The sequence below is a fragment of the Nostoc spongiaeforme FACHB-130 genome (assembly GCF_014698475.1).
Lineage (GTDB): Bacteria > Cyanobacteriota > Cyanobacteriia > Cyanobacteriales > Nostocaceae > Nostoc_B > Nostoc_B spongiaeforme.
In genome coordinates, this window is sequence record NZ_JACJTB010000050.1 from 18,860 (window position 1) to 41,017 (window position 22,158).

23 protein-coding genes and 1 pseudogene are annotated in these 22,158 nt (G+C 39.6%); 11 read left to right on the top strand and 13 right to left on the bottom strand.

Annotated elements, in window-relative coordinates; all coding sequences use genetic code 11:
• Nucleotides 1-158: 158 nt before the first annotated feature.
• The 5 genes and pseudogenes from H6G74_RS26040 to H6G74_RS26060 form a co-directional block, all read left to right on the top strand.
• Nucleotides 159-1,301: a CobW family GTP-binding protein gene (locus H6G74_RS26040; RefSeq protein ID WP_190970407.1), complete on the top strand. Its 1,143-nt coding sequence runs from the start codon at nt 159-161 to the stop codon at nt 1,299-1,301.
• A 66-nt stretch (nt 1,302-1,367) separates the two neighbouring features.
• The gene (gene dtd / locus H6G74_RS26045) at nt 1,368-1,820 is read left to right on the top strand and encodes a D-aminoacyl-tRNA deacylase (protein WP_190970408.1); all 453 of its coding nucleotides are present in this window, start codon (nt 1,368-1,370) and stop codon (nt 1,818-1,820) included.
• Nucleotides 1,821-1,970: 150 nt separating this feature from the next.
• A complete protein-coding gene (gene psb28 / locus H6G74_RS26050) occupies nt 1,971-2,306 on the top strand; it encodes a photosystem II reaction center protein Psb28 (protein WP_190970409.1) in 336 nt (111 codons plus the stop codon).
• 122 nt (nt 2,307-2,428) lie between these two features.
• On the top strand, nt 2,429-2,932 hold the full coding sequence (locus H6G74_RS26055) for a MogA/MoaB family molybdenum cofactor biosynthesis protein (RefSeq protein WP_190970410.1): 504 nt from the start codon (nt 2,429-2,431) through the stop codon (nt 2,930-2,932).
• A 133-nt stretch (nt 2,933-3,065) separates the two neighbouring features.
• Nucleotides 3,066-5,231 (top strand): annotated as a pseudogene (locus H6G74_RS26060) (esterase-like activity of phytase family protein); the annotation flags it as partial.
• A 241-nt stretch (nt 5,232-5,472) separates the two neighbouring features.
• On the opposite strand, the gene H6G74_RS26065 reads toward H6G74_RS26060, so the two are convergent.
• The 3 genes from H6G74_RS26065 to H6G74_RS26075 all read right to left on the bottom strand — a co-directional run bounded on the left by H6G74_RS26065 (nt 5,473) and on the right by H6G74_RS26075 (nt 6,683).
• Nucleotides 5,473-5,835, bottom strand: coding sequence for a DUF5615 family PIN-like protein (locus H6G74_RS26065; RefSeq protein WP_190970412.1), 363 nt, complete (start codon nt 5,833-5,835; stop codon nt 5,473-5,475).
• A gap of 9 nt (nt 5,836-5,844) precedes the next feature.
• The gene (locus H6G74_RS26070; protein WP_062290857.1) at nt 5,845-6,075 is read right to left on the bottom strand and encodes a DUF433 domain-containing protein; all 231 of its coding nucleotides are present in this window, start codon (nt 6,073-6,075) and stop codon (nt 5,845-5,847) included.
• A gap of 200 nt (nt 6,076-6,275) precedes the next feature.
• Nucleotides 6,276-6,683 carry a hypothetical protein gene (locus H6G74_RS26075; RefSeq protein ID WP_190970413.1) on the bottom strand — a complete coding sequence of 136 codons (408 nt, stop codon included), beginning with the start codon at nt 6,681-6,683 and terminating at the stop codon, nt 6,276-6,278.
• A gap of 405 nt (nt 6,684-7,088) precedes the next feature.
• On the opposite strand from H6G74_RS26075, the gene H6G74_RS26080 reads away from it, so the two are divergent.
• Entirely contained in the window at nt 7,089-7,982 is an 894-nt protein-coding gene (locus tag H6G74_RS26080) for a 2OG-Fe(II) oxygenase (RefSeq protein ID WP_190970414.1), read from the top strand.
• A 1-nt stretch (nt 7,983) separates the two neighbouring features.
• On the opposite strand, the gene H6G74_RS26085 is transcribed toward H6G74_RS26080, so the two are convergent.
• Both H6G74_RS26085 and H6G74_RS26090 read right to left on the bottom strand, forming a co-directional pair.
• Nucleotides 7,984-8,838, bottom strand: a complete 855-nt coding sequence (locus H6G74_RS26085; RefSeq protein WP_190970415.1) for an HIT family protein — start codon at nt 8,836-8,838, stop codon at nt 7,984-7,986.
• A gap of 150 nt (nt 8,839-8,988) precedes the next feature.
• Entirely contained in the window at nt 8,989-9,399 is a 411-nt protein-coding gene (locus H6G74_RS26090; RefSeq protein WP_242051352.1) for a hypothetical protein, read from the bottom strand.
• 518 nt (nt 9,400-9,917) lie between these two features.
• On the opposite strand from H6G74_RS26090, the gene H6G74_RS26095 reads away from it, so the two are divergent.
• Entirely contained in the window at nt 9,918-10,190 is a 273-nt protein-coding gene (locus H6G74_RS26095) for a hypothetical protein (protein ID WP_062290848.1), read from the top strand.
• 119 nt (nt 10,191-10,309) lie between these two features.
• On the opposite strand, the gene speB is transcribed toward H6G74_RS26095, so the two are convergent.
• The 4 genes from speB to H6G74_RS26115 form a co-directional block, all read right to left on the bottom strand.
• Nucleotides 10,310-11,347 (bottom strand): agmatinase SpeB, encoded by a 1,038-nt coding sequence (speB, locus tag H6G74_RS26100; RefSeq protein WP_190970416.1) that lies wholly within the window; start codon nt 11,345-11,347, stop codon nt 10,310-10,312.
• Between the two features lie 57 nt (nt 11,348-11,404).
• Nucleotides 11,405-11,860: a response regulator gene (locus H6G74_RS26105; RefSeq protein ID WP_190970417.1), complete on the bottom strand. Its 456-nt coding sequence runs from the start codon at nt 11,858-11,860 to the stop codon at nt 11,405-11,407.
• Between the two features lie 247 nt (nt 11,861-12,107).
• A complete protein-coding gene (locus H6G74_RS26110; protein ID WP_190970418.1) occupies nt 12,108-12,530 on the bottom strand; it encodes a hypothetical protein in 423 nt (140 codons plus the stop codon).
• Between the two features lie 107 nt (nt 12,531-12,637).
• The gene (locus tag H6G74_RS26115) at nt 12,638-14,275 is read right to left on the bottom strand and encodes a CTP synthase (RefSeq protein WP_190970419.1); all 1,638 of its coding nucleotides are present in this window, start codon (nt 14,273-14,275) and stop codon (nt 12,638-12,640) included.
• 89 nt (nt 14,276-14,364) lie between these two features.
• Between H6G74_RS26115 and H6G74_RS26120 the strand changes: the two genes are divergently transcribed.
• The 3 genes from H6G74_RS26120 (at nt 14,365) to H6G74_RS26130 (ending at nt 17,897) form a co-directional block, all read left to right on the top strand.
• Nucleotides 14,365-16,194 carry an N-acetylmuramoyl-L-alanine amidase gene (locus H6G74_RS26120; protein ID WP_190970420.1) on the top strand — a complete coding sequence of 610 codons (1,830 nt, stop codon included), beginning with the start codon at nt 14,365-14,367 and terminating at the stop codon, nt 16,192-16,194.
• A gap of 89 nt (nt 16,195-16,283) precedes the next feature.
• Nucleotides 16,284-16,973 (top strand): N-acetylmuramoyl-L-alanine amidase family protein, encoded by a 690-nt coding sequence (locus H6G74_RS26125; protein ID WP_190970421.1) that lies wholly within the window; start codon nt 16,284-16,286, stop codon nt 16,971-16,973.
• 114 nt (nt 16,974-17,087) lie between these two features.
• On the top strand, nt 17,088-17,897 hold the full coding sequence (locus tag H6G74_RS26130; RefSeq protein WP_190970422.1) for a pentapeptide repeat-containing protein: 810 nt from the start codon (nt 17,088-17,090) through the stop codon (nt 17,895-17,897).
• 101 nt (nt 17,898-17,998) lie between these two features.
• On the opposite strand, the gene H6G74_RS26135 is transcribed toward H6G74_RS26130, so the two are convergent.
• From H6G74_RS26135 to argZ, 4 genes are all read right to left on the bottom strand, one after another.
• Complete coding sequence (locus H6G74_RS26135) at nt 17,999-18,337, bottom strand: XisI protein (RefSeq protein ID WP_190970423.1); 339 nt, start codon at nt 18,335-18,337, stop codon at nt 17,999-18,001.
• Entirely contained in the window at nt 18,328-18,738 is a 411-nt protein-coding gene (locus H6G74_RS26140; RefSeq protein WP_190970424.1) for a XisH family protein, read from the bottom strand. Before H6G74_RS26140 ends, H6G74_RS26135 begins: the two co-directional genes overlap by 10 nt.
• 82 nt (nt 18,739-18,820) lie before the next feature.
• Nucleotides 18,821-19,324, bottom strand: coding sequence for a DUF2085 domain-containing protein (locus tag H6G74_RS26145; protein WP_190970425.1), 504 nt, complete (start codon nt 19,322-19,324; stop codon nt 18,821-18,823).
• 35 nt (nt 19,325-19,359) lie between these two features.
• On the bottom strand, nt 19,360-21,471 hold the full coding sequence (gene argZ / locus H6G74_RS26150; protein WP_190970426.1) for a bifunctional arginine dihydrolase/ornithine cyclodeaminase: 2,112 nt from the start codon (nt 21,469-21,471) through the stop codon (nt 19,360-19,362).
• A gap of 177 nt (nt 21,472-21,648) precedes the next feature.
• On the opposite strand from argZ, the gene H6G74_RS26155 reads away from it, so the two are divergent.
• Nucleotides 21,649-22,074, top strand: coding sequence for a GNAT family N-acetyltransferase (locus tag H6G74_RS26155; protein WP_190970427.1), 426 nt, complete (start codon nt 21,649-21,651; stop codon nt 22,072-22,074).
• Nucleotides 22,075-22,158: the final 84 nt, after the last annotated feature.

Below are 22,158 nucleotides of genomic sequence, written 5' to 3' on the forward strand. Positions count from 1 at the left end.
TAGAAATTATGAGTGAAAAGAATTTGGATAAGGCGTATAAGGGTGTAATGATTTTAAACACCTACACCCCTACACCCTGATTTCCTTACACCCGGCCCCAACGGGTAGCCGCAACTTAGAGAAGTTTTCTATTTTTTGATTTGTTTGATAACCGCGTTATGCAATCAGCAGTGAATTCTGAATCTCAATCAATGGATGCGCCAAAACAAGGTTTACCAGTCACAATTATTACTGGATTTCTTGGTAGCGGCAAAACGACTTTACTAAATCATATTCTCACCAACCAACAAGGTTTAAAAACTGCCGTGTTGGTAAATGAATTTGGTGAAATTGGCATTGACAACGAGTTAATTATTGCCACCGATGATAATAACAATATGGTAGAATTAAGTAACGGTTGTATCTGCTGCACAATTAATAATGATTTAGTGGATGCCGTTTATAAAGTATTAGAACGGGAAGAAAAACTAGATTATCTAGTCGTAGAAACCACCGGACTAGCAGATCCGCTACCAGTTGCCTTAACATTTTTAGGCACAGAATTGCGAGATTTAACTCGCCTAGATTCGATTATTACTGTTGTAGATGCAGCGAACTACAGCTTAGATTTATTCAACTCCCAAGCAGCTTACAGCCAAATTGCTTACGGAGATGTGATTTTGTTGAACAAAACAGATTTGGTTGATGAAGAAACTTTGACTCAGTTAGAGCGAAAAATCAACGAAGTCAAAGAAGGTGCGAGAATTTTACGTACCCAGCGATCGCAAGTACCACTCGCTTTAATTCTCAGTGTAGGATTGTTTGAGTCTGACAAATATTTTGATACTGTTGATGAGCATGATCATCATGATCATGACCATCACGACCATGACCACGACCATTCAGCCTGCGGTCACGACCATCACGACCACGACCATTCAACCTGCGGTCATGACCATCACGACCACGACCATCATCACCACCATCATTCCGACCATTTAGAAAATGATGGCTTCACTTCCATATCCTTCCAAAGCGACAAGCCATTTTCTATTAGGAAGTTTCAATATTTCCTGGATAACCAACTACCCACAAACATTTTCCGCGCTAAGGGTGTCATGTGGTTTGATGAAAGTCCCAAACGCCACATTTTCCACCTCTGCGGTAAACGCTTCACCTTAGATGATGACGAGTGGAAAGGTGAACCCAAAAACCAGCTTGTGCTAATTGGTCAAAATCTTGACCGCGAAACTTTACTAGCACAAATAGAAAACTGCGTTTGTCTACCTTCTGTAAGTCGTGGTAAAGGCTTCAAAAAGTAAAAAGTTAAAAGTCAAAAGTCAAAAACATTTCTTTTTACTTTTTCCCTTTTACTTTTTACTTTATTTATGCGCGTTATCATCCAGCGAGTGAAATCATCCCAAGTAACCGTTAACGGTGAAATCATTGGCAAAATCGGCCGAGGCTTAAATTTACTCGTAGGTATTGCTGACACTGACACGGATGCAGAACTCGACTGGATGGCGCGTAAATGCCTAGAATTGCGTCTGTTTCCTGATGATGAAGGTGGAGACAGATGGCAAAAATCTGTGCAAGAAATTAACGGTGAATTATTGGTAGTGAGTCAATTCACCCTTTATGGTGACTGTCGCAAAGGTCGCCGTCCGTCTTTTGACCGTTCTGCATCGCCTCAAACCGCAGAAGATTTATACAACAGCTTTGTGAATAAGTTACGCGCCAGCAGTTTGCGTGTAGAGACAGGTAAATTCGGCGCAATGATGCAAGTTTCCATCGAAAACGATGGCCCTGTAACTTTATTCTTGGAACGGGAAGCGGTATAAACAAGTACTAGACACTGGGTAAAAATATTACTAGCCTCTAGCTTCTAGCCCCTAGCCTCTCATCACGTCTGCCTTTTTAAATAGACTACTGAGTTCTAAATGATGAGAGAATATTAAATCAATGATCACAAAACTTTAAATTCTTTCATCATGGCAAAAATCCAGTTTTCTAGAGGTGTTAACGAAGCAGTAGTACCAGATGTACGTTTAACGCGATCGCGTACTGGTGATACTGGTACAGCAACATTTGTTTTTACAAATCCCACAATTTTAGAGCAAGGCAATACAGATGAAGTCACCGGGATGTATATGCTGGACGAAGAAGGCGAAATAGTTACCCGTGAAGTTAAGGTAAAATTCATCAACGGTAGAGCAGAAGCCTTAGAAGCTATTTACATTATGAAATCTTCTGACGAGTGGGATCGCTTTATGCGCTTTATGGAGCGATATGCTGAAGAAAATGGTTTGGGATTGAGTAAATCTTAAGCAACCGACTGAAGTATGAAGTGTAAAGTGTGAAGTCTGAAGTGTGAAGTCTAAAATAAACGCTTTAACCTTCATTCTTCATCTTTTTTTGCCAGTGAAACTTTTTCAAAATTTCAACTCGGATGATGCAAAAACCCCATCCAGATACAGCCGCAATGACGGTAACTTGCGCCATAGTTACCGTCAGCGACACACGCACCCCAGAAACAGACAAAAGTGGACAACTAATCAAGCAATTATTGTTAGGTGCAAATCATAGCATTGCCGCCTACACAATTATTAAAGATGAACCAACGCAGATTCAAGAACAAATAGAATCACTGAGTAAAAATGCTAATTTAGACGCAATAATTTTCAATGGTGGTACAGGTATTGCACCCAGAGATACCACTTATGATGCTGTTGAAAAATTATTAGAAAAAACTCTACCGGGATTCGGAGAGGTATTTAGATTTTTAAGTTATCAAGAAATTGGTTCCCGTGCGATCGCCTCTCGCGCCGTCGCAGGTGTTTATCAAAATAAATTAATCTTCTCTCTCCCCGGTTCTAGTAATGCTGTGCGGCTAGGTATGGAAAAATTGATATTACCTGAATTAACTCATTTAGTCAGCCAGATGCGGAAATAAAAGTGCTGAGTGTCGAGTGCTAAATATTAGGTGTTGCAATATTGCCATAAAACTTGACGATGGAAATTTATACATTACATTTGTGTAATACTCTACTCTTTTCCATCTACTTCTAAGTAATTATATTGAGAATATGGCGACCAGTAACACTATTATTAATGTAACATTTCAAGGACAAACTATACTTGACACTGCTTTTATTCCTTCTGGTGCAGCAGGAACAGTCAATAACCAGCAAGTCCCGTTGGGTAACTTGTCTGGCGTAACTTATGACGCAGTGAATAATCGTTATTACGCAATTTCCGATGATCGCTCCCAAGTTGCCCCTGCGAGATTTTACACTTTTACCACTGACCCTGCTACCATTAATACAACAGGAGTAAATTTTACCAATGTTACGCCCCTCAGAGATAGCAACAATAACTTTTTTCCAGTCAATACTATTGATTTAGAAGGTATTGCTTTAACAAATAATGGCACTGTTTTCATCTCCTCAGAAGGCGGAATCAATATTAATGCGGGAATAATCATAGATCCATTTGTCCGGGAATATTCTCTCACTACTGGAGAGGAAGTACGATCGCTCACCATCCCGGAAAAATTCTTACCAATAGTTCTAGATACCAACGATGATGGTTTAATCAACACGGGTGATACCCAGATATCTGGTATACGAAATAACTTAGCTTTTGAAAGTCTCACCATTACACCAGATCAAAAGACCTTATTTACCGCCACAGAAAACGCCTTATTCCAAGATGGTTCAGCTAACAATACTGGGAATATTACTCGTTCTCGCATCATACAATACAATTTAAAGAGCGGTCAGCCAGAGAAAGAATACTTATACTCTACAGAGACCAACAACACTGGTTTAGTAGATTTGTTAGCCATTGATAACCAAGGTACTCTATTAGCTTTAGAACGCACCTTTGATCCAACTTTAGGAGTTACAATCAAAATCTACGAAATCAGCGTGCAGAGTGCTACAGATATCAGTGCTATTGACTCTTTGAATAGTTTGACTACTCAAGAGCTAGGAGCAATTCAACCTGTTAAAAAGCGTTTGGTACTTGATTTAACAGAATTGAATCTACCTAATAGTGATGGTTTTCACCCCACTGGTTTAGATAATATTGAAGGATTGACTTTTGGGCCAAAATTGGCAGATGGTAGACAGTCAATTGTTTTGGTAAGCGACAACAACTTTAATCAGTCTCAATTTACCCAAATTCTGGCTTTGAGTGCAGGTATTCAATCTATACCTGATGATGAATCAACTGTGCAACTCAGCCTAGTTGGTGATGATGTTTTTCAAATTACTGGAAATAACCAATCTCAACTAAAAGTTACTCTTTCGGGACGTAATTCTTCGCAAGTTAATGAGTTGGGAGTATTTACTGTTGATGATGCGGCAGGAACAATTGATGGTGTTGCGCCTGGCTCTGCTGAGTATACAGTCAAAGCATTGGCGAGAGCAAGAGTGATTTTTTCTGCGATCGCCAACAATCCTAATGGTTTTAATCCCGCCAGCTTATCGCGGTTGCTAGAATTTAGCAGCAGCAGTAACCTGAGATTTTATCTCGTGAGCAACGCTTCCACCGATGCACTCAACACCGGAAGCATCTCCACCAGCAACATTATCTTCTCTAATAGCACCAGCCAACAAATTACTAACTTGGGTGCAGAAGGCTTTACCCTCGCTTGGCAAAATACTAGTAGTAACTTCCAAGATTTAGTGGTAAGGATTCAAGCCGTTGATGAATCTTTACCCTTGGGAACAAGCTTACAAGGGCAATCCCAAGGCGAAGTCATTGATTTACGCGATATCACTGGTAATGTCAGAGCCGATTTTACAGTCAACCGGGAAGCAGCGTTTGATAACTTTGTTGGTTTCTACAGAGTCGCTAACACCAATGGCGGTATTGATACTAATAGTGATGGTATTGCCGATATTCTCCCTGGACAAGCTGGATATATTCAAGCCGCCATTCAAAATCGCGTGGTAGGGATTGATTTAACAGTTAATAACCAAGGAACTGCAACTTATACTGGCACATTATCAGGCGGTGCGATCTTTGTACCTTTTATTATCATCGATAGCAGACCAGATGCTCTGCTGGATAGCAATACAAGTAATGATCCTGCGGTTTACTTCTCTTATTTGGGTGCAAACACGGATGGGTTTGATCACATTCGTTTGTTGGGAGATAACACCTTTGGTTTTGAGGACTTACCAAACGGCGGCGATCAAGATTTCAATGATGTGATTGTTAAAGTGAATTTAAGTATTGCTTAGGCGAAAGGATTGCTCAGAAGCGATCGCCTCAACTCACAATACTAAAAACCAAATCCCCAACCTGATCAATCAAGCTTTGATCTCCAAGTTTCATGTTCTGAAGTTAAAGTTTCTTGTTTAAAACAAAAATGTTCATATTCTGAAATTAAAGTTTCATGCTCTAAACGAGAATATTCTTGTTCTAAGGTGGAATGATGGTGTTGTGAAGCTGAACTGAAATCTTATACCAGTCTCTTTTTACTCATATTGGTAATCGTCTCACCCGGAAAGTTTCATTACTTACAGAAATAATTGAACCAGCCTCTAAATCTTCTTGGCATTCACGCAAAACTTGTGTCAATCTTTCGTTGATTACATCATAATTTTCATTTCCTAACCTAAATAAAATAACGCTGGGTAAATTATCTCCACTAACTGCTAAAAGCTGGGCAAAATCTAAATCTACAGTTAATAAAATTCTCCGTTCTGTACGAGCTTTAATTAAAATCTCGTTATCTGGTAGCCTTTGCAAACCTTCATCACGCAAATGCACAACATCATAACCACCACTACGCAACCAAGATATAGTGCGTAGTGAAATTCCCATATCTGCCAAGAACTTCATTATGACTTATTACGCACTTTTGAAGGGATAAACTTGCTCTTGAGTTAACCACGCTGCGTAAAGTAGAGATTCACGGATATCCTCTGGTTCTAAATCTGGGTATTCTTCTAGAATTTCTTCTAAAGGTTTGCCATTAGCTACTAAATTAACAACAAGAGAAACCGGAATCCGCATACCACGAATACAAGCTTGTCCTGCCATAATGTTACGGTCAAATGTAATTCTGCTCAGATTTAACATAAAATTACTTAAATTCTTTCTAATGGCATTTCTTTAATTAAATATAACTTCTATATAGCAGTCCCAAATGAGAGCCAAACAAATCTCTTCCCTGTTCTTACCACCAAAGAACTGTTTCAGCAAGCCATAACTAGTACAATCGGCGAAAATAAAGCACCCATTATAAAGGTTTATCCACTTCAGACTTCAGACTTTCTGTACTAGTTAATCAAATAACTGCGCCAAACAGGTTGAGATTCTTTACTGGTTTTATCGGGTAGCAGTAACCGCCAAGTTTTACCTTCTTGTTGAATTTGCAAGTAAAGTTCAAAAGGCTGTTGCAGTTGCTTTAACTGTCGCTGTGGTAGGTTGATGATTAAATCGTATTTTCCTTTAACGCGGAAAGCAGGTAAATTTTTAATCGTCAGTGGCTTTTCTTCAGCAATTTTGAGCTGCTTAATTTCAAATCCCTGAAAATCTATATCTAATTTCTGGCTGAGGTCTTGTTTGGTTTGCTCTAGCTCAAGTGCGATCGCTTTCTCTACCAACTCGCTAGTAGGCAGCAGTCCAATAGTACCACAAGCCGTTAACAACACCAGCAAAACCATTGCAACAAACAATCGCACCATCTTTAGTTATTCTACTCTCCAGGGCTAGTATAGCGGCATATATCTAAAATTTAGCTATTTACCAGCTTAAATAGCCATAATGTATTCAATTTTACTTGTCTAGTCCATGATTGCATCTTATTTATAACTAAAGTCATACATCCTTTTAGCATTAATTCAATATCTTGATGAAGAGTCTTATCCAGCTTTAAGTTCTGAGATATCTTCATTTAAACTCATCATAACTTTATAGATTTGTACATTTTTCGGGCTTATTTAGGATAAGCATTTTCAGGAAAATCTGTATCTACCTCGAATATAGTAACTAATACTCTCTTACAGATAACTAGATTTTTGAGCAATCACATTTGATTCTTATATCTGAGTTATCTGTAATTCTCATGCCATGAATCAACTGAAAAATACATGAACTTACTATTACCAAAAGTCCAAAAAATAATTCTAAAAAAAATTTATCAATTCCCCTTGGTTAAATATCAAAATGATATTGCTTATCAAGAGGCAGTCAATCAACATCAACCCAACTTACCTACAATTTTAAAAGATGATTTAGAACTAGTTGAAAAAATTCATCATGAAGGTGTTGCAATTACTTCCTTAGATGCTTTAGGAATTACATCTAATAATCCAATTCTGCAAACAGCCAAACATTTAGCTTCTCAAATCAAACCAGATATTAATAATATTCATAATCAATATGTTATTCATGCTAGTCCACAACAAATAATGCAACATCCCGAAATTTTCTTATGGGGATTAGAACAACGTTTACTTAATATCACTGAGCATTATCTTGGCTTACCAGTCGCCTATCATGGTACTTTTTTTCGCAGAGACATTGCCAATAAATTAGAGCAAGGTTCTCGGCGTTGGCATCTAGATACTGAAGATCGGAAAGTATTAAAAATTATCATTTATGTCAATGATGTTTCTGAGAATCAGGGGCCTTTTCAATATATCCCTATATCTTTTACAGAAAATATAGTTCAATCTTTGAAATATACTTACGGCTATATTTCAAATCAAGCAATGCAAGAAATTATTTCACCAGATAATTACAAATCTTGCATAGGAAGTGCTGGCACAGTAATTTTTGCAGGGACAGGCAGCATTTTTCATAGAGGTAAACCACCAGAAATTTCCGATAGATTTACCATATTCTTTGATTACACTTCTCGCCGAAAACGAGAGCTATTTTACATTAATAATACTCTGCCACATCAAGATTTACTGCTACTCTCGCAAAACCTGAAGATGCGACAAAAAGAATGTCTTTTTTGGCAAGATTACTTATCTTAAATTATTTCCTTTTACTTATCACATTCCTAATGCCACTTTTAGTGCCCATATTATCACCTTGATAACGAGGTATGATATGAATACTGGCGTGCATAATATTTTGTCCAGCTTCTCGATTAATATTCATACCTACATTAAAACCATCAGGTGTAAATTCTGTTTTGAGCATCTCTTGAACCTTATTCACCATCCACCAACAAGCAGATTGTTCTTTAAATGGTAGTTCAAAATAATTACTGACATGGCGTTTAGGAATAACTAAAACATGACCTTTGCTTACAGGATAACCATCGAATATCGCATAAGCTGTTGCTGATTCAGTTAATAGCTTTAAATTTTTATAGGGATTGCAGAATATACAATTATTCGAGGAATTTCTTTGGTAATTATAGTGATTATATTCATATATTTCTCGGCTTTCATCTAAATAAATAGAATGAAATGGTAGCTTAACTATACATTGATAAGTTGGTTTTTTATGAACATAATGTTCTCTAAAACCTTGTTTTTTAATATCTCTTCTGACGACATAATAAGCTTTACCACCTGGTTTTAACAGATGAGATACTTCCATTAACACATTAGCTTGTTCTTCCGCAAACAAGACATTTAAGACATAAAAACAAATTATTGTATCAAATTTTCCATGAGGATAATTAGGCAAATAATAAGGATCATATCCTGTAATATCAAAACCTTGTTCGCGTAATAATTTCACATCGTTACCAAAACCACAACCAAAATCTAGTATTTTACCTCGCAGTAGGTTTTGATTTAAGAGAAATTTTGCTGGAAATGACAGATATGTTCTTTCTATGGCTGTGAGATGACTAAATTGATTCTTTTGCTGCTGCATGAAATGACGATTTTTAGGTCATTCCTGTCTTAGCACAACTAATCATCAACTTGTTATTTAACTCACATCTTCAGCCATCTTAGATAAACTATAAAAAAGGATATGTAGCGTAAAATTACTTTACTATACATATCCTCTTCTTTGCCTTACTTACTTAATAGCTAAAAGTTCTGAGACTACTGCATGTGCTAAGACAACGCTCGGTTCACTTTGAAGAGCCGCATAGTATTTTCTCGCAAACTCATTACCAACTTCAGAAGGTACAATTAAACTGCGAGCATTGGCAATTAAATTCTGCACATCTTCTAAAGATATGGGTTGATCAGATGATAGAGTTTCGTCAATCTGCACAACTAATTCAGAAATCCGATGTAGCCAAGCAAATTGCTCATCTGAAATTACAAGTCGAAAGAGTTGATTAGTCGATACTCGGCCATGAACTTGCTCATAGTTGATGCGTTCTGTATCTAGTAACATCCGGTGAAGATGGAGTAATTTATTTCGCAATTCACGCAGATATTGATGTTGATTGATTCGTTCGAGAAGTGTGTTTACTGTCAATGTAATCTATCCTCTTGTTACGATATTTTAAGGAGCTAAAGTACTTTCTGCTAGAATCAGAGCCACAGTTTGAAAATAGGTATAAAAGTTAAGACGAGTCAGATAGTTAGGTGTAGACAGCAATCATACTAGTACAGGTTGGCGTAAATAAACAGACCATAAGAAATTGCTAAAAGGCTTGTATTATCGTTATTCTTTCTTTTTCCTTTTGCCCTTCGGGTTCACCATTTGACGACAGTTGCCTCAAGTCGGGAGACCCGCCCACGGCACTGTCTCCTTTATGCCGGGAAACCCTTCCACCGCAATGGCTCACCTTTTTACTTTTGCCTTGTTGTACTAGTTTTGTGAATTTAGAAGTTACTTTCTGCAAGCTGTCATGGAATTTACCGGACTAGATATATTTCATATATGGTTCATCATAGATCAAATATCTGAAGCATAACAAATAGAGCTTACACTACTTTTATTTCGGGAAACCCTCGGTAAATTAAATAGGACGATTCTTGTCAAGCTTGCAAATGAATATGGGAATAATCGAGCCTTACAGTAGCGGGTTTTTAGAAATTTTACCAGAGGGTGAATGCAGTGATTATTGGTTGATTGCAGGGATACACATCAATGGCGAAGTTTTCTGTCCGAGTCCACGACTGTATCGTTCTGAACAGGTAGCACTAGCAAGAGCCGCACAACTGTATGATTGGATAGTTGACCACAAGCAGCAAATTGTTGCGGGAGATTACTTTTGTTCACAGTTGAATTTATCTCTGTGGTATCAACCAAAAGTATCGTAGAGGATGTTTGCTGAAGTTTGATGGCAATATCTATTTTGGCAGGAAGCAGTCTCGATGAAACAAGTTTCATATCCAAGTATTTGTGCTTTTTAACTGTCCTCACCTATACTTCGACTGCTTTATCGCTGAGATAATTCCATGAAATTGGCCAGTTTATAGACGACTCTCGCGCCTACATTACCATCCCACTCTGCATCACCCACTTCACAAACATCAAAGCCAATAATTTTTCTACCGCTATTGACTAGTTCACGCAATATACAAAATGCTTGTTCTAGTTCCAACCCGCCAGCCACAGGTGTACCTGTGTTGGGACAAAGTTTTGGATCTAAACCATCGATATCAAAGCTAATGTAGATATATTCTGGCAAATGGGTGATAAGTTCGCGGCATATCTCTATCCAGGTGATGCCAGCATAAAGCTTTTGCTTGATGGCTGGGTCATAATAGGCAACAATACGACCATGAGATTGATCAATCATTTGCACTTCATCATGGCTGATATCACGTAAACCTACCTGGACTAATTTAGAGATTTGCGGTATTTTCACAGCGTTAAACATGATGGAAGCATGAGAAAATTCAAATCCTTCATAGGCATCCCGTAAGTCTGCATGTGCGTCAATGTGCAGAATGCCGTAGTTAGAATATTTAGTTGCCAGTGCTTGAAGATAACCTAATGGAGAACTGTGATCTCCACCAATAACTGCAACTTGCTTACCTTGATTAATGGCTGCTTGACACTGCGTAAATAACCACTGATTTACTTGTTGAGAAGCCTGATTAATTTCTGTGAGGATGGGAGTTAAGTCGGGTGTGTCTGTTATGGGTTTAGCTTGTGCTAATCTTTCGATGATTTGGGCTGCTAAGGTGCGATAGTAATTGTTTTTTTCTAAAATATCTTGAGGAATTTCAACCAAGAAAATGCCCTGTTTCCAGCCATCTGGGTTATCAAAGTCGAATAAATCTAGTTGTGTTGAAGCATCGAGGATTCTTTGGGGGCCGTTGGCTGTACCTGCACCATAGGAAACTGTGACTTCCCAAGGTACGGCAAAGACAATTAAGTTGGCTGACTCGTAATCAAAGGGCAAACCAAAGAGGTTGCCGTTAATTTCACCGACACCACTGGGATTATAGTCTGGAAGTGGGTTTGTCATCGATCGCCTGCTAGATTTACCTGGGTTGTCTGTATGTATTTTAGCGATCGCTCGGAATTATTCACCATTTTCTCCTGGCGAAATTCCTAAAACTTTTTTAATTTCAGTGATTAATACAGCCGTCTCCACTGGTTTATGAACATAGCCTTGAAAACCCGATAATAATGCCAGATGATAACTTTCTTCCGCAATCATAGAAGTTAAAGCGATCGCAGGCGTATGTCGTTTTTGCCAGAGTAACATTTGTCTGGCTTTGCGAATTAAAGAATATCCATCTACTTTGGGCATCATAATATCAAAAATGAAAATATCAAATTTCTGATTTTTGATTAATTTGAGTGCTTCTAAAGCTGATTTTGCTGTTGTGATTTGCATACCATAAGTTTCTAAAATAAACTTCGTCAAAAGCAGACTATCGTCGCTATCATCAACTACGAGAATTTGCAAACCATCTAAAGATTGGTAATTTTTTATCTCATCTTGGAGATGTGAATCTTCGTAATTATTTGTCATGATTAGCTGTGCCTCCCTAGTTGGCCTGATCAATTACGGAGGATTTCCCGGTAGTAGTCAGCCGCAAACTGATACTACTGGGCAACTGTAATCAAGCTACCATGACATCACAGCACAAACCAAGATAGCTGCATATAAACTGGCTATACAAACAAAGCCTACCTAGCCGATAGGCAACAGCAAAGCTGAACGCAGGCTGATTATTAGCATGAGTTCTGTATTCTGAATACTGAGAATGATTGTTGGATTAAGACAAAGAATATCCTGTGGTATTTTTCACAAACTGCAAAACTTTCAGATAAGAATCTGGGTTATTGGAGGGGTTGATCACGATCGGGATAGTGCCATCTGGCAGCCAAAAAGTTATCCTGCCATTGGGTTCTTGACAGAAAGAACTAATGCAATGCAGGTTAACTACATATTCATTTTTACCATCGATAATTTTTACCCAGTGACCACTGTCTACTTCGACATCGGTAACTTGTTCGAGATATTTGAGAACTTTTTGATAATCTTCTAAGTTGTTTTGAGGATTAATGACAATGGGAATGGCGCTATCAGGCAACCAAAAAGTAACTCGGCCGTTCTTTTCATAGCAAAAAGCATTTACACGGTCAAAATTAATCACATATTCTTTCCTCTCGTAAAAGATTTTCATCCAGTACGGCACAACATCTCCTTAAGTCCAATGTGGAAAAATGATGCTAACCCTGTATAACAAAATATCTCTGTCCTAAGTCAATGTTGGTTTGGGTAAATTCAAAACTCAAGTTTGAGTTAAGAAACTTCTACAGGTGTTTGTAGATTAGTATTGGGGTAGTTAAGAGCGATCGCAGCCTGCATAAATCCCTCAAATAAAGGATGAGGATTGCTAGGACGCGATTGAAACTCTGGGTGAAATTGACAAGCGATAAAGAACGGATGATTGGGAAATTCGACAATTTCCACTAAGCGGCCATCGGGAGAAGTACCACTAATTACATAGCCAGATTCTAACAGTAGCTTACGATAAGCATTGTTGAATTCATATCTATGTCGGTGCCGTTCATAAATCACATCATCTTGATAAAGCTTCCCAGCTAAAGTATTGGGCAGAATTTGGCAAGGATACAAACCCAAGCGCATTGTTCCGCCTAAATCAACTACGTCCTGCTGTTCTGGCAAGAGGTTAATGACTGGATTAGTCGTATCAGGGTCAAATTCAGCACTGTTAGCATCTGAAAAACCGCCGATGTTTCTAGCCCATTCAATGACAGCACATTGCATTCCTAAGCATAAACCCAAAAATGGGATATGGCGATCGCGGGCATACTTGATAGCAGCAATTTTACCATCTACTCCCCGCGTTCCAAAACCACCAGGCACTAGTACACCGTCCACGCCTTCTAAATAATTTTCGGCTGGTTCAGTTTCTAAAATTTCTGAGTTTATCCATCGCAGGCGCAAATCAGCGTGGGTAGCGATGGCTGCATGGCGTAAGGCTTCTACCACAGACAAATAAGCATCACTTAACCGCACATATTTACCTACAATGGCAATTTCCAAAGTCCGCTTCGGACTGTATAGCCGTTCTACCATTGTCCGCCACTGAGTTAAATCAGGCGTGCGTTGTTCCATTTGCAGCAATGCCAGTGCTTGTTCTGCCAAGCCTTCCCGTTCTAAAATCAGTGGTACTTCATAGATACTCAAAGCATCTTGGGAAGTAATCACACATTTTTCTGGTACATCACAGAATTCAGATAATTTTTGCTTTAACCCTGCGGGGATCGGGCGATCGCTCCGACAAACTAAAATATCTGGTTGAATGCCAATGGATCTCAGTTCCTTTACAGAATGCTGTGTTGGCTTGGTTTTCATTTCCCCAGCCGAAGCAATATAAGGCAACAAAGTGACGTGCATATACAATACATTCTGCCGTCCCACCTGCTTCCGCAACTGGCGAATTGCTTCCATAAACGGCAGAGATTCAATATCTCCTACCGTACCACCAATTTCCGTAATTAATACATCTGGATTGGTGTCTTTAGCCACCAACATAATTCTGTCTTTAATTTCGTTGGTAATATGGGGAATTACCTGGACTGTGCCACCATTGTAGTCACCGCGCCGTTCTCTGTTAATCACAGCTTGGTAAATTGAACCTGTAGTCACACTGTTAAAGCGTGACATTAAGGTATCGGTGAAGCGTTCGTAATGACCCAAATCTAAATCTGTTTCTGCCCCATCTTGGGTAACAAAAACTTCCCCATGCTGAAAAGGACTCATTGTACCGGGATCGATATTAATATAGGGGTCTAATTTTAAAATTGACACCGAATAATCCCGTGATTTGAGCAAACGTCCTAAACTTGCTGCTACAATTCCCTTGCCGATACTGGAAACTACACCTCCAGTTACGAAGATAAATTTAGTCATAGTAATTTTGTATTTCTCTCTTGCGCCTTCTCAAAATACATCCCGTAATTGTGCCATAGGCACTGTCATGAAATCTTCTGTGATTTGTTGTGAAAAAATTCATTGCATTAGTTTTATTCGGCTTAATTGCTACCTCCTCTGTTGCATTAGCAGATTCATCTCTTATTGTTGTTTTTCCACCACCTAACCACCAAACCAGTACGGAAAAAATATTTTTTTTGGGTACAGCCCCAAATAATGGACAAGTACTAATTAATGGTAAAGTAGTCAATCGCAGTCAATCCGGGCATTTTGCTCCGAGTTTGCCGTTACAGTTGGGAGAAAATCTTTTTACAGTCCGTCACAAAAATCAAACTGTTCAGATTAAAGTGACAAGGCAGGCAACTGCGCCTGTTGTCCCAAAAGGCTTAGAATTTGCTCCAGGTTCTCTGACTCCAGCAGGGGATATTGCCAGACTACCAGGGGAATTAATTTGTTTCAGTGCAGTTGCCCCATCTAATGCTAACGTCTCTGTAAACCTCGCTAATCAAACTGTTGCCCTAGCACCACAACCCCAACAAGTACAACTACCTAGTAATTTGGCAGCCCTGACAGGCAGAAACCAACCTACAGGACAGTCTATTGCTGGCAAGTATGCGGGTTGCACGACAGTGCAGAAACCTGACTCTGAATCTTTAAGCCTACTTTACGGTAACAACATCATTTCTGCCGCTATTGTTCCAGATGCTAGTCAAGAGATAGATTTAGGTCAACCTCAGTTTAAACTGACGCTGAATGGTCAGACAATTACTCAACCAGGAACGGGCAAAATCGCCATTCTCTCCCCAACACAGTTACCTGTGGCTGAGGTGATAGTAGATGCAGGTGTAGCCCGCACTGGGCCAAGTACCGATTATTCACGGCTGACACCACTACCGAAAGGAACACAAGCTACAGTCACAGGGAAAGAAGGTGAGTGGTTGCGCTTAGACTACGGTGCTTGGATTAATAGCAAGGAGACTCGCATTTTACCGGGTGCAATTCCGCCACGCACAATTATTCGGAGTGTCGGATATCGTCGGCTGATTGATACTACAGAGATAGTTTTTCCCTTACAATTTCCTGTACCTGTGAGTGTGCAGCAAAGTGATCAGACTTTTACTCTGATACTTTACAATACCACTGCCCAAACAGATATTGTTCGTTTAGATGATGACCCTGTGATTTCTCGCCTTGATTGGCAACAGCTGATTCCGGGACAGGTGCAGTACACCTTTAACCTCAAACAATCGCAACAGTGGGGATATCAACTGAGATATGAAGGTACGACCCTGGTTTTAGCTTTACGCCATCCGCCTGCCATTGAAAATCGGCGACGCAAGCCTTTATCTGGTATCAAGATTCTACTTGATCCGGGGCATGGTGGTAAAGAATCTGGTGCAGCTGGCCCGACAGGATATTTGGAAAAAGATGTGAATTTGGCAGTGGCGAAGTTGCTGCGCGAGAATTTGCTAGAACTTGGCGCAACAGTGGTGATGACAAGAGATGTTGACAAAGATGTGTCTTTACCAGAGCGCCAAGCAATTATCACTCAAGAAAAACCTGCGATCGCACTTTCCATTCATTACAACTCTTTACCCGATGACGGCGATGCAGAAAATACCAAAGGAGTTGGGATGTTTTGGTATCATCCCCAAGCCCATAACCTAGCAGTATTCATGCACAACTATCTAGTTAAAAAACTCGATAGACCTTCTTACGGTGTGTTTTGGAATAACTTAGCCTTAACTCGACCAGCCGCCGCACCATCAATACTCATGGAATTAGGTTTTATGAGTAATCCCAATGAATTTGAATGGGTGACAAATTCTCAAGAACAGCAAAAATTAGCCAAAGCTTTAGCAGAAGGAATTGTAAAGTGGTTTCAAAATCCCTCTTAAAGCAGGTGATAGGGTTAAAAGTTGTGTCATCTGTTCATCTGCTCATAACCTTGGCTGTTGCTATGAAATGATTGAGCAGAGGAATTGCATTGAAACTCATATTACTAGTGATAGGATTAATAGTTTTAAATTCTCTGGCAAATTCCACCGTAACTGGGGCGGAAGATAAAAACCTGAATCGGAATTACTCATCTGTAATCTCCCAGAGACAACGAGAGAAGCCCTTATTTGGACTCAAAATTGCACTTAACCCTGGACATGGTGGTACAGAATTAGGTGCAGCTGGGCCAACGGGTTATTTAGCAAAAGACTTGAATTTGCAAGTAACCAAGCTATTGCGAGATGAGTTAGTGCGGCGGGGTGCAATTGTAGTGATGACGAGGGAAGATGATCGAGACTTATCCCTGGTAGAACGTCAGAAAATTATAGAGCAAGAATCACCTGCGATCGCTCTTACTTTTCACTATCGCTCTCTCCCCGATGATGGTGATGCGGAAAATACCAGGGGTATCAGTACCTATTGGTATCATCCCCAAGCCCATAGCCTAGCTGTCTTACTACACAACCGCTTAGTTAATGACTTGGGTAAACCTTCTTATGGTCTGTATTGGCAAAATTTGGCACTCACACGTCCCCATTCTGCACCATCAGTATTATTGGAGTTAGGTTTTATGAGTAACCCTGACGACTTTGAGGAGGCGACAAATACCCAGGAACAGAAGAAGTTAGTCAAAGTTTTAGCAGAAGGTATTAATGAGTGGTTTAGGAGTGTGAGGTAGAAAGTTCATCAAATTGAAATTGTTTGGTTAGTATAGTTATATTGCAGTGGCTTCTGCTACAAGTAAAAAGCGACGTTAAAGTTACCAAAAACACAAAAAGAAATGAGTAAATACATGGATATAGAAGAATTGAAAGAACGCTATTTACAAGGTGCAAGAAACTTTCAAAAAGTTAGTTTATCAATTCCTAATATTGATGAAGTCTTAGCGAAAGTTAGTGAACTAGAAATACAAAGTTCAGAAAGGTTACCTAAAGAAGTCTTAGAAATGATTTTTAAGGAGTTAGTCATAAATAATTTTGATTTGAGTACGGCTGATTTTAGCGAGGCTACAGTAGTTGGATCTAAATTTACACAAGTAAAACTCGATAATGTAAATTTTGGTAAAGCTAATCTATACTGTGCTAAAGCTATATCCTGTTCTTTTATAAGAGCTAATTTAACTGAAGCTAACCTTGAAAGGTCTAGCTTTTATGCTGTTGATTTAAGTAATGCTACTTTGGAAAAAGTAATTCTTAGTCAATCTAGTTTAGGTGATGTGAAGTTAGATATGGCTAATTTGAGTGAAGCAGATTTAAGTAGTACATATATACATAATTGCAATTTCAATAACGCTAATTTAAGTAGAGCTAAATTGATTAAAGCAGAACTTTGGGGTGTTCAATTTGAAAATGTTAATTTGAGTAACTCTAACTTTAGTGAAGCAAAGTTAGAGAATTGTAATTTAAGTGGAGCAGATTTACGTGGAGCTGACCTTAGCAAAGCGAGTTTGACACTACCAGAAAGTTTAAATAAGTTAAAATTATTTGGATTTGATATACAACAAATGTTTGGAGCTAATATGACAGGAGCTTACTATAATAAAAATACTAAATTTCCTGATGATTTTAACCCCAAATTGTTAGGAATGGTTTACAAAGAATAGAGGAGTGAATAAAAATTAATTACGGTTCAGTAATCAGGTTAAAACCACCCATACTGAACTTATACTTCTGATGGTAACTAAGCCTTGTATGAAAATATTTCTCAAGCTCCAAACTCAGTAAACTGACGTATATAGGGTTCGTGAAATGCTAAAACAATATCTTGCTTAGGTACTCCCATTTCTACCAATCGATTAGCAATTCCTTCTTCAGTACCATCATGTTGAATCCAAATTTTTCCATCTTTAATATCAAGATGTAAAATACAGCCAAAATCGCGTTTATTTCCCCGCCAGCCGACATAAAGTAATTGATAGTGGTCTTGTTGTTCGTCGAAAATTGTCTGTATTTCATATTCTTCGGCATTTCGTTGCCTTGCGGCTCGTTTTTGCCGTTCTGAAAGAAGATGTCGAATATATTGCCGATATTGTTCTACAGCCATTGACGAATCGCCTCTCTTTCTACATCATAAATCATCAATCTCAGTTGATATTTGACAATTGCTGAGGCAATAAATCTCCGTTGAAAAAAACTTTCATAAACTGGGACACGCACCGCTAAATAAAGTTGGCGTTCTGGGTCAATTTGATCTAAGGCATCCCGATAGTTTAAAAATTGTCCCAACGCTGTGTGAAATTCTGAAACATTTGATGGACTAATAAAACTTTTAATCTCTACTGCAATTTTTTTGCCTTCTTGCTCTGCGGCTAACAGTTGCTCTGCTGCTAAATCAATCTCAAAATCTACATCATCCACATTAATTTCATAAGGATCAGCAGTAATCTTCCAGCCTTCTTTTTCTAAAGCATTTCTGACGATATTATGAAATCTATCTTTTGCCATAGTATTTCACTATCCTCAAAATTAGGCTGGTTAAAGGTAGGTAATACACCATATTTAGTAGTAGTCAGTCCCCTGACTTAGTTTAATGACGCTGCCAACCATGTAAAATCGGCATTGTAAACAAACCCCAAGCCAAACCTGTAATTAACCCAAAAGGCGTAACTAAATAATTATTAAAATCCCATAAGTCAAAAATTTGTGCTGCTAATTCTAATGGGTAAGCCATCATCAACACACTAGCGAAAGCAGCACCATTCCAGCCGTATTGACTTAACCAATAAAAACCTTTCCCGCCAGTCACAGCATATAGTAGGCGGGTAATTAACAAACCTGTAACCGTACCGTAACAGCGCATACACACAGCCATGATAAATGGGGGTGCTAAATCTAAGCCCATTTCTGGTTGCGGACACACATGATTTCCCATGAAATAGATGATGTTCGCAATACCCCCAAGTAACCATACTCCAGACGCAGCTAAGAAAGGCGCGACTGGCGGGCCAAAAACCATCCCCGCCAGCAGAAAATCAGCAATAAAACTGACCCAATTAACTTGCAACTCTCTTGTGAAAGCTACTCTAATCATTCCTCTGCGCCCTCTGCGTCTCTGTGGTTCGTCTTTTAACCTACCACCGCACGATAAGGACTTGTCAACTTATCAAGCTGCTGGATTAACAAACTGAGGAATAAACCCACATCTGTTACCACACCAACTGATTCAATCGAACCCCGATCGCTCAATTTAGTCACCACAGCCGGGTTAATATCCACACAAACCATTTTTACACCAGATGGGGTCATATTCCCCACGCCAATGGAGTGCAACATCGATGACAACATTAAAATCATCTCTGCGCCTTCAAGATGTTTGGCATATTCTTCTTGTGCTTTAATCAAATCCATTTGGGTATCAGGCAAAGGCCCGTCATCCCGTATGGAACCAGCCAAGACAAACGGCACGTTATTGCGGACGCATTCATACATCACACCGCTATTAATTGCCCCTGCCTCGACAGCCTTGGCAATGCTGCCATGACGACGGACGCTATTAATTACCTTCAAGTGATGGCGGTGTCCACCCCGGACTGCGACACCCCGCTTCATGTCTACACCGAGAGATGTCCCCATTATATTCTGCTCGATGTCGTGGACTGCGATCGCATTTCCGCCCAGTAAAGCTTGTACATAACCTTCTCGAATCAAGCGGGAAAGATGTTCACCGCCGCCAGTGTGAATCACCACAGGGCCAGCCGTGACAACTACTTTACCGCCAGCATCACGGATTTTACGTAATTCCCAAGCGACTTGTTCCACCACTAACTCAACGCGGCGTTCGCTGGAAACACCCGCCGACATAAAGCTGAATTCTTGGGCGTTGCGTTGTTCCCGTGATTCGGTTTTGCGGATGGTGCGGATACCAAGTACATCAACAACTACTTGTTCCCCAACTTCCAAATCCCGCAGAATTTTACATCTTGCCACTATACCATTTGCACTTTGAGTAATGGCGATCGCGCCGTCCATCCGTTGATTTTCTACCTTCACCCATTGCCCATTTATCCGCACCTCTGTGGGATAAATTGTGCTGACGTAGAAATCATCAGGCGCGACACCAGCCAAAGTTACAGGTTCCAGCTTCGCATCCCGTTCATCTTGGGGTAAGTCTACTGCACCCAAATCAATTAACAAAGAGATGATTTCTTCCATCACCTCGTGAGATGGTGCTGAAACCTTGACTTCAGCCGCCGATGTACTTTGGCGCTGTTCTCCCAAGTTGAAATTCAATACTTGGAAACTTCCGCCTGTATCAACAATCAAATCTAAGGCGCGGTTAATTAAACCAGAATCTAGTAAATGTCCTTCTAAACGAATAATCCGACTTTCAACAGAAACATTGGCATGAACTTCGTCGCGGACTGGTTCTGTTACCCGTAAAGTGAGACATTTAGCTGCACCACCAGCTTTGAGAAATTCGGTGAGTGGTGTTTCTAGAACTCGAAAACCAACTTCTGCCAAGCGAGATTTTAAAGCTTCGCTGGCTTTATTCATAATTACGATACTCTCAACATTCACTGCATTACAAGCGAAGTTAACAGCATCGGCTTCAGCAAGGGCTATGCGCTTTTCTGCGGCGACACGCATTTCAATTAAGCGGTTGGAGTAAGAATCAAACGCGCCGGGATAATAGAGTAAATAGCCATTCGCCAACGGACAAAAACAAGTATCTAAGTGATAGAACCTTTCATCAATTAAACGCAGAGATAACACTTCAATATCCAGCCATTTAGCCAGATATGGGTGCGAATCTAATTCTGAACGGAAACCATATCCCGCCCATAACCAGCGCCCTTCTCTGTCTAGAAGTGCATCACCCGCGCCTTCAAATGGTAAATCTTTTGGCAGTTCATATACTGTATAACCATTTTCTTCAAACCATTGTTTGAAATATGGTTCTTCTCCCTGACGTTCTTTGTGTAAGAAGCGGCTGAGAACGACGTTTTCCCCCAGAACTAAACCGGCGTTGGCAGTAAAAACTAAATCAGGCCAGCCTTTTTGCGGTGTAACTAAATCTACAATGGCATGTTCTTTGAGAATTTGATATAAACCCTGCCACTGTTCAACAGCGCGATCGCGTGAGGATTTGTGAATATTCCCTTCCATCCAAGGATTAATCACATAATCTACATCATAGTGGTCAGGAGGACACATTAAAAAGCGAATCCGGGAATTCATAAAAATCTTACTAGCGTTATAGATGCTACAAACCTAATTTGGGTATAGTGTCAGATCCGCTACAAAACCTCTACCTTGAGATAGTTGAAGGATTTACAAAGGCTTGACTCGGAAAGACAAAAGTTACAGCAGTGCGATTCCGTGTTATTCTAGCGCCATTTAGTACGAATGATTCAGATGAGTAATCTAAAAATTACAATCGATCATCAACCCGATGCAAAAGATATTCGTACTGTCATCAACCATCTGGTGGAATATAACAACAGTCAAACAGAGCCAGATGTACACGAGCCTTTGGCTATTTGGGTGCGAGATGCTGACAGTACTATTGTGGCTGGATTAGTTGGTAAAACAAATTGGGAATGGCTGTATATTTCGCATCTTTGGGTTTCCGAAACACTGCGCGGTCAAGGATATGGTAGCAAAATGATGCTAGAGGCTGAAAAAACAGCGAAACAACGCGGTTGTGGCAACGTATACCTAGATACCTTTAGTTTTCAAGCCTTGGGTTTTTACCAACGTCTCGGCTATCAAGTATTTGGTGTTCTAGAAGATTTTCCCCCCGGTCATCAACGATATTTTTTAGCGAAAAAGCTGGTGTGAAGTGCTGATTTGTCATTAGTTTTATAGCTATTCTCATCTCAGTGAGATACAAGAAAAAATAATTAACCGCCGATGGACGCAGAT